Annotated in this window: 6 protein-coding genes; 5 read left to right on the top strand and 1 reads right to left on the bottom strand. The window is 34.2% G+C overall.

Features of this window, described 5'->3' with window-relative positions; all coding sequences use genetic code 11:
• Positions 1–294: 294 nt before the first annotated feature.
• On the bottom strand, positions 295–1,293 hold the full coding sequence (locus DIU01_RS11885; protein WP_290834727.1) for a GntR family transcriptional regulator: 999 nt from the start codon (positions 1,291–1,293) through the stop codon (positions 295–297).
• 127 nt (positions 1,294–1,420) lie between these two features.
• Here DIU01_RS11885 and DIU01_RS11880 point away from each other — a divergent pair, with 127 nt between their 5' ends.
• From DIU01_RS11880 to galK, 5 genes are all read left to right on the top strand, one after another.
• Positions 1,421–2,479, top strand: a complete 1,059-nt coding sequence (locus DIU01_RS11880) for an aldose epimerase family protein (protein ID WP_290834725.1) — start codon at positions 1,421–1,423, stop codon at positions 2,477–2,479.
• On the top strand, positions 2,476–3,552 hold the full coding sequence (locus tag DIU01_RS11875) for a glycosyl hydrolase 53 family protein (RefSeq protein ID WP_290834723.1): 1,077 nt from the start codon (positions 2,476–2,478) through the stop codon (positions 3,550–3,552). The genes DIU01_RS11880 and DIU01_RS11875 overlap by 4 nt, the downstream gene beginning before the upstream one ends.
• Before the next feature lie 2 nt (positions 3,553–3,554).
• Complete coding sequence (locus DIU01_RS11870; RefSeq protein ID WP_290834721.1) at positions 3,555–4,565, top strand: glycosyl hydrolase 53 family protein; 1,011 nt, start codon at positions 3,555–3,557, stop codon at positions 4,563–4,565.
• A gap of 3 nt (positions 4,566–4,568) precedes the next feature.
• Positions 4,569–6,998, top strand: a complete 2,430-nt coding sequence (galA, locus tag DIU01_RS11865) for a beta-galactosidase GalA (RefSeq protein ID WP_290834719.1) — start codon at positions 4,569–4,571, stop codon at positions 6,996–6,998.
• Positions 6,999–7,102: 104 nt separating this feature from the next.
• A complete protein-coding gene (galK, locus tag DIU01_RS11860; protein WP_290834717.1) occupies positions 7,103–8,281 on the top strand; it encodes a galactokinase in 1,179 nt (392 codons plus the stop codon).
• Positions 8,282–8,299 lie beyond the last annotated feature (18 nt).

Below are 8,299 nucleotides of genomic sequence, written 5' to 3'. Positions count from 1 at the left end.
TTGCGGATGTGAACCTACAAACCAATCAGATTGTAGTGAAGAACAACATCAAGCAAACAGAAGATCTGAATTTATTATTACGAAATTGTAATAAATGACGTTATAATTTATCATTTTATCTTGATGTTAGATAAAAAGAAACTGAACAAGAAATGTTCGACATACTAATTCTGATCAACCTAAAGAATTCAAATTTTAAAAATTAGAGAATTCATAAAAATCAAGGAACAACGGGTTAGATATTTTGGTCGATTAGTAGACATAAAAAAAGCCTTTCAGAAATGGAAGGTTTTTTTATATCGATTTTCTAATAATTAAGGTGTTTCTGTTCTCAATTTGTTCCTTGCGTCCTTTTAAAATCATTTTTGCCAATAGTTGCCCCATTTCTTTAAAATCGGTAGAAATAGTAGTAATTCCGTTTTCTACAATCTTCTTTAATGGCGTTTCATTATAGGAAATAATTCCGTAATCTCTACCTAGTTGTAATTCCTGAAACGTGGATTGTTCAATTACATTCACCAAATCTCTATCATCAGGAATAATATAAACTTCTCCTTTCTTAATGGTTCTGTCTCTAAATTGTGTAATTATTTCATGATGAAAATTATTGTCAAAACAGAATTTCTCGAAACCAATTTTCATTCCTAATGGTTCTCTAAATCCAGGAAAAATCAGAATGAGTTTTTCATATTTATCGATCAATTTCTTTCCTTTTGATAATGCGTCGTAAATATCTTTTATAAAATTTTGATGTACCGACGGATAGTCTTTCAAGTCACTATTTGTTTGATCTAAAATGTAAACATCTTGTTTGGGTAACGTTTTTATAATTTTCGCAGCATCCATTAAATTGGTTGGCATAATGATGTATTTGGAGTAGTTTCCGTTACTTTCATTAATCAATTTCTTAAACATTTCTATATTAAAATGGTGGAAGAAAATATCAATTTGCGCCGAATTGTTTATGCTTTCCAAAAACGAATTATAAAGATCTTCTTTAAAACTATTAAGTTCGTCAAATAACACAAAAAAACGTTGCTCAAAACTAAACTCAACACTTTTTACATAATATCCTTTTCCTAAAATAGCATAAATAATTCCGCGTTTTTTAAGTTCATCATAAGCCAACAAAACAGTGTCTCTCGAGATTGAGAATTCCAAACTTACTTTATTTACCGAAGGAAGTTTATCACCTCTTTTCAATCGATTTTCTGCAATAGCGACTTCTATTGAGAGTACAATTTGCTTGTATTTTGGTAGCGACGAATTGGTGTTGATGCTTATTATTTTCATTTTAAACTGGTAAATTTGAATTTACGAAATCGATATAACTGGTGGCAAGATACAAATAAACTGGTAGGTAGTGGTATGGCTAAATAACATTAAATCCTATTTTTGTTAACACATTGATAAAATAGCTATGCAAAAAAATCATTATTCACAAACAGAAACGCCTGTTTTTAGCAAATTCTTCGGAAATCTTGCTGATGGAAATGAGGTTTTGCTATTTACATTATGTAATAAAAACGGAGCAGAATTATCTGTAATAAATTATGGAGCAACTATTACCTCATTGAAAATTCCAATTTCGGAAACAAAAAAGGTAGATGTTGTTTTAGGATTTGACACGCTTGAAGATTACCTGTATTCCTTTGATTTAGCAAGTGCTCCGTATTTTGGAACAACCGTTGGTCGATTTGCAGGAAGAATAAATAATGCCAAATTCTCGCTTAACGAAACTCAAATTCATTTAAATAAAAACCATGGAAATCATAATATTCATGGTGGAAATAGTGGTTTTAGTAGAAAATTTTGGAAAGTCATTTCAACTTCAAATACAGATAATCCGTCAATAACATTTAGATACATAAGTGAAAATAACGAAGAAAATTTTCCAGGCGAATTAGCTATAAATGTTACCTACACTTTATCAGATAACAACGAATTAATTGTAGAATATTCAGCAATTTCTACAGAAGATACTATCGTTAATTGCACGCAGCACAGTTATTTTAATCTTGACGGTCAAGCCGATGCTGTTACTAATCAAACCCTTTTCGTAAATTCGAAACAAATTCTTGAAACAACATTAGCGAATATTCCAACAGGAAATTTCGTAAATTTAAACGATCATAAATTTGATTTTTCAATTCCCAAAAAAGCTCCAGATCAAATTGATAACACATTTGTTCTAGAAAATAATGATGAAGTTAAAGCATCTCTTTTGAGTGAAAAAAACAAGTTAAAAATGTCTGTTTTCACCAATCAACCTGCTGTTCATATTTATGTTGGTGGCAATTGTTCCAATCAAATAAAAGGTAAAGAAAACACAAATTATCATGCGCAAAGTGGAATCTGTTTTGAAACACAAAAGTATCCCGATGCACCAAATCACAGTCATTTTCCAAGTGCAGTTTTGAAAAAAGGAGAAACCTATCATCACAAAACTACATTCAAATTTGAAAATATAGAATTATGAAAAAGATATTTATTTTAATGTTAAGTCTGTCACTACTTGCCTGTTCATCGAGTGATTCAGACACGCCAACGCCAACACCAACACCAGTTCCAGACGATTTTATAAGAGCAGTCGACGTTTCATTTTTGTCATTAATAGAGAGCGAAGGAACAATTTACAAACACAACGGTGCGGCACAAAATGCATTAACAACTCTAAAAAATGCAGGGTGCAACACTGTAAGAATCCGACTTTGGAAAAACCCAATTGACGCAGTTTCAAGTTTGCCCGAAGTAAAAACATTAGCCGCAAGAGCAAGACAAGCCGGACTTAAAGTTTGGGTAACCGTTCACTATTCAGATACTTGGGCCGATCCAGGTGCACAAACAACTCCAGCAGAATGGCAAAGTTTGAGTTTTACCGATTTAAAAACTGCTGTAGCAAATTATACGTCAACAATTCTAACCGAAATCCAACCCGATATTTTTCAAATAGGTAACGAAACCAACGACGGATTGTTATGGCCACAAGGAAAATTATCGACTAATGAAGCTCAAAGTTTGCAATTGTTTCAAGTAGCAAGTGCAAAGATTAGAAGTCAATCGCCTAGCACAAAAATCATGTTGCATTACGCAGGAACTTCGGGTTCCGATTGGTTTTTCAACAAAGTTAGCAGTATAAATTACGATTACATCGGACTTTCCTATTACCCAATTTACCACGGAAAAAATCTTACAACAGTTCAAAACACGATGAATTCGTTGGGTGCAACGCATAATAAAAAAGTAATAATCGCCGAAACTTCTTATCCATTTACGTTAGGATATAATGATTTTACAAATAATGTTGTAGGATTAAACAATCAATTAATTCCAGAATATCCAGCTTCTAATGAAGGTCAAAAAGCGTTTGTATTGGCGATAAAAAATCTGGTAAAACAAAGTTCTCACGGAATCGGATTTTGTTATTGGGGTGGAGAATGGGTTGCTTTTCGTGGACCAACTTCAAGCAATGGATCTTCTTGGGAAAACCAAGCACTTTGGGATTTTAACAACAATTCACTTCCAGTAATGGATGCTTTTAGTCCAAATTAATCATGAAAAATATTCTAAGAATAATTGCACTTTCTGTTTTATTTGCTTCTTGTAAAAGTTCGAAAACAGCTTTCGTAAAAGGCGCCGATGTAGGTTGGTTGCCGCAAATGGAAGCCACTGGATATAAATTTTATGACAAAGACGGAACTGAAAAAGAATGTCTTCAATTATTGAAAGATCGCGGAATGAACTCTGTTCGCCTTCGTGTTTGGGTAAATCCAAATGACGATAAAGCAAGCGGACATTGCAGTAAAGACGAAACGGTAACAATGGCATTACGTGCGCAAAAAATGGGAATGCGAGTGATGATTAACTTCCATTATTCGGATTCTTGGGCTGATCCTGCAAAGCAAAATAAACCTGCTGCATGGAAAAACCACAGCTTTCCAGAATTACTAAACGATGTTTACAATCACACTTTCGAAGTAATTTCAGCTTTAAAAAATGCTGGTGTAACTCCAGAATGGGTGCAAGTTGGAAACGAAATTCCGGGCGGAATGATGTGGCCAGAAGGAAGTACAGACAACTGGAATCAGCTTGGGCAACTTCTAAATAAAGGCTACGACGCTGTAAAAGCTGTAGATAAAAACATCAAAGTAATCGTCCATGTTGATGAAGGAAATAACAATGCCAAATTTAGAACGTTCTTCGATAATGCGACGGCTCAAAAGGTAAAATACGACATCATCGGACTTTCCTATTATCCATATTGGATCAAAAAAGATTATACTGAAACCATTGCCGATTTAGAATTTAACCTAAACGATATGGTAAAGCGTTACAATAAAGACGTGATGATTGTAGAAATTGGAGGCGAAGATGACAAAGTTCAAAGCACCTACGAATTATTAAAAGCAACAATCGAAGCCGTTAAAAAAGTTCCAAATAACAGAGGTTTGGGAGTGATGTATTGGGAACCACAAGGTGCGAGAAGTTGGAGTCATTACGCATTAAGCGCATGGTTAGAAAACGGTCAGCCTTCACCAGCATTAGATGCTTTTAAAGAAAATTAAAATATGCAATTCAATATTTCAAATAAAATAGGTAAACTATCAATTCTTATTTTTGGTTTAGTCTGCAGTCTCTCTAGTGTAAACGCACAAGAAAAAATCAGTCTAGACGACGATTGGAAGTTTCATTTTGGTCACGCTTCCAATCCAGATAAAGATTTTGACTACAGTAAAACGGCTTTACTTCACAAGTCGAATGTTTATGCAACAACAATTGTAAATCCGAAATTTATAGATACCACTTGGAAAAAAATCAACGTTCCACACGATTGGGTTGTCGAACTTCCTTTTGTAAAATCAGAGCAAGTTGAAATGGACAGTCATGGTTACAAACCAGTTGGCGGCGCTTATCCAGAAACTAGTATCGGTTGGTATCGCAAACATTTCACCGTTGAAAAATCTAAAAGCAATAAACGTTACGAACTTCAATTTGACGGAATTTATAGAAATGCCGAAATTTGGTTCAACGGATTTTACGTCGGAACAAATTTGAGTGGTTACGTTGGAAATTCATACGATGTTTCGGATTATATCAATTTTGAAGGCGATAATGTAATTGTAGTTCGAGTAGATGCCACACAATATGAAGGTTGGTTTTATGAAGGTGCCGGAATCTACAGACATGTTTGGTTGAACATAACTGACAAAGTTTTCATTCCAGAAGATGGTGTTTTTGTACATTCCAAACTCAAAGGAAAAAATGCCGAAGTTACCATTGAAACTACAGTTCAAAACAACAATTTAAAAAATAGTAATTGTTCCGTTTACTCATACATTACCGATAGAAACGGAAAAATTCTAACCAAAACTTCCGAACAAAAAATAGTATTAGGTATTCGTAAAGATGTTACTGTCAAGCAAAAATTAAACTTAAACAATCCCCGACTCTGGTCATTGGAAGATCCTTATTTGTACAAAGTTATTTCGGTTGTAAAACAAAATAATCAAATTGTACATCAAACAAAAACTCGATTCGGAATAAAAACAGTACAATTTGATGCCAATAAAGGCTTCTTCTTGAACGGAAAAAAAATCAAAATTCAAGGTACAAATAACCATCAAGATCACGCCGGAATTGGTAGCGCATTACCCGATTATATGCAATATTATCGCATAAAGTTGTTGAAAGAAATGGGTTCCAATTCGTATCGAGCAAGCCATAATGCGCCAACTCCAGAACTTCTTGAAGCTTGCGATAGTTTGGGAATGTTGGTTTTAGACGAGCAACGTTTGTTAAACAGTAGTCCAGAATATGTCGATCAATTCAAACGATTACTTAAACGCGATAGAAATCACGCCTCCGTTTTTTTATGGTCAATAGGAAATGAAGAACAAAACATTCAAGGAAACGACTACGGAAAACGAATTGGCCAAACACTTTTAGCGATTCAAGAAGATTTAGATCCAACACGAACTTCAACTTATGCAGCCGATATGGCCAACGAATTCAAAGGTGTGAATGAAATAATTCCAATTCGTGGATTCAATTATCGTGAGTTTGCTGTCGCCGATTATCATCGCGATCATCCCAACCAACCTTTACTTGGAACCGAAATGGGAAGTACGGTAACAACTCGTGGAATTTACGAAAAAGACAGCATACGAGCCTATGTTCCAGACCAAGATATAACACATCCATGGTGGGCAAGTAAAGCCGAAACTTGGTGGAAATTGGCAGCCCAAAATGACTATTGGCTAGGCGGTTATGTGTGGACAGGATTCGATTATCGTGGTGAACCAACACCTTACAAATGGCCGAATATCAGTTCACATTTTGGGATTTTAGATGTTTGTGGTTTCCCAAAAAACATTTATTACTATTATAAAAGTTGGTGGACAAACGAAGATATTTTGCACATTTCACCACATTGGAATTGGCCAGAAAAAGTGGGGAAACCAATTGATGTTTGGGTAAATTCTAATGCCGATGAAGTAGAACTTTTCCTAAACGGAAAAAGTCTTGGAAAGAAAAAAATGGAGAGAAATAGTCATTTGCAATGGATTGTAAATTACGAACCAGGAACGTTGGAAGCCATTGGTTACAAGAATGGAAGAAAGCTTATTTCAAAAGTTGAAACTACAAATCATGCTACAAAAGTCGTTGCAGTTGCCGATAAAACTACAGTTTTAGCTGACGGAAAAGATGGCGTTGTGGTAAATATTTCCATAGTCGATGACAAAGGTCGTGAAGTTCCAGTTGCTGATAATATGATTAAGTTTTATATTTCTGGAGATGCTAAAATTATTGGAGTCGGCAATGGCGATCCAAGTTCGCACGAACCAGACAAGTGTGCCGATGGAACTTGGCAAAGAAGTGCTTTCAACGGAAAATGTCAAGTAATTCTTCAAGCAGGAAAAACAGTTGGTGATGTGAAATTGGAGGTAAAATCTAACGGACTGAGTTCGTCTGTAGTAGAAATTAATCAAAAGAAATAAGATACTTAATTTCCTGCAAGGTTTCTAAAACCTTGTAGGTTTAATTTGAATAGTAATAATTTTAAAACCAACAAGGTTTTAGAAACCTTACAGGAATAAAAAACATGAAGAAAAAATTAATACAAAATACCACGGAACATTTTGAAAAACTGTTTCATAACCAAGCCAAACATATTTTCCTTTCACCTGGAAGAATTAATATTATTGGCGAACACGTCGATTATAATGATGGTTATGTTTTGCCAGCAGCAATTAATAAATACATCTGCTTTGCAATTTCCAAAAATCAAAATTCAGAATGTGCAATCATTGCAAAAGATTTAAATGAAGCCTATAAATTTGATTTAAATGACGAGCTAAAACCCATCGATAAAATGTGGGTGAATTACATTTTAGGAGTTTTACATCAGCTTAAAGAAAGAGGATTAAAGCAAGGTTTTAATATTGTTTTTAGCAGTACAATTCCAATGGGCGCAGGACTTTCATCGTCGGCGGCACTGGAATGCGGAATTGGTTATACCATGAATAAACTGTATGATTTAGGACTTTCAAAGGAAGAAATTGCTTTAATCGGACAAAAATCAGAACATACTTTTGTAGGTGTAAATTGCGGAATTATGGATCAATTCGCATCGGTTTTTGGAAAGAAAAATCAAGTAATCAAACTCGATTGCAACACCTTAGAATACGAATACCATAAAGCCGATTTCAAAAAATATTCCTTACTTTTATTAGATAGTAATGTAAAACATACGCATTTAACATCAGGTTACAACGATAGAAGAAACGAAGTAGAACAAGGGTTAGCCATCATAAAAAGTCATTTTCCAGAAGTAAAAACCTTCCGTGATTGTTCGGCAATAATGCTTTTGGTATTGAAGGAAAAATTAGGCGAAACCATTTTTAAAAGATGTCATTTTGTTGTAAAAGAGATCCAACGTGTGCAAGATGCGGTAAATGCTTTATCAAATTCTGATTTTATAAAATTAGGCAATTTAATGTCCGAAACACATCAAGGTTTGTCTAAAGAATATGAAGTAAGTTGTGATGAAATCGATTTTTTAGTCAATGCTGTAGCAAATGAAACTTCGGTTTTAGGTTCACGAATGATGGGCGGAGGTTTTGGAGGTTGTTCTATAAACTTAGTGGAAAAAGGTTCAGAAAAAGAACTAATCGAAAAAATAGCAGAACAATACAGAACCACTTTTGGTATCGAATTAAAATCATACAAAGTAAAAATCTCAAAAGGAACATCAGAATTTAAAAATATAAAAATTAGTTAAACCTGTCAGGTTTAAAAA

The sequence above is a fragment of the Flavobacterium sp. genome (assembly GCF_003525665.1).
In the GTDB taxonomy this organism is placed as follows: Bacteria; Bacteroidota; Bacteroidia; order Flavobacteriales; family Flavobacteriaceae; genus Flavobacterium.
This window is presented reverse-complemented; position numbering and strand designations above follow the sequence as displayed.

What these genes read in the sequence shown, in the direction of transcription:
- DIU01_RS11885 (WP_290834727.1), bottom strand. Translation starts at nt 1,293, where the DNA reads ATGAAAATAATAAGCATCAACACCAATTCGTCGCTACCAAAATACAAG.
- DIU01_RS11880 (WP_290834725.1), top strand. Translation starts at nt 1,421, where the DNA reads ATGCAAAAAAATCATTATTCACAAACAGAAACGCCTGTTTTTAGCAAA.
- DIU01_RS11875 (WP_290834723.1), top strand. Translation starts at nt 2,476, where the DNA reads ATGAAAAAGATATTTATTTTAATGTTAAGTCTGTCACTACTTGCCTGT.
- DIU01_RS11870 (WP_290834721.1), top strand. Translation starts at nt 3,555, where the DNA reads ATGAAAAATATTCTAAGAATAATTGCACTTTCTGTTTTATTTGCTTCT.
- galA (WP_290834719.1), top strand. Translation starts at nt 4,569, where the DNA reads ATGCAATTCAATATTTCAAATAAAATAGGTAAACTATCAATTCTTATT.
- galK (WP_290834717.1), top strand. Translation starts at nt 7,103, where the DNA reads ATGAAGAAAAAATTAATACAAAATACCACGGAACATTTTGAAAAACTG.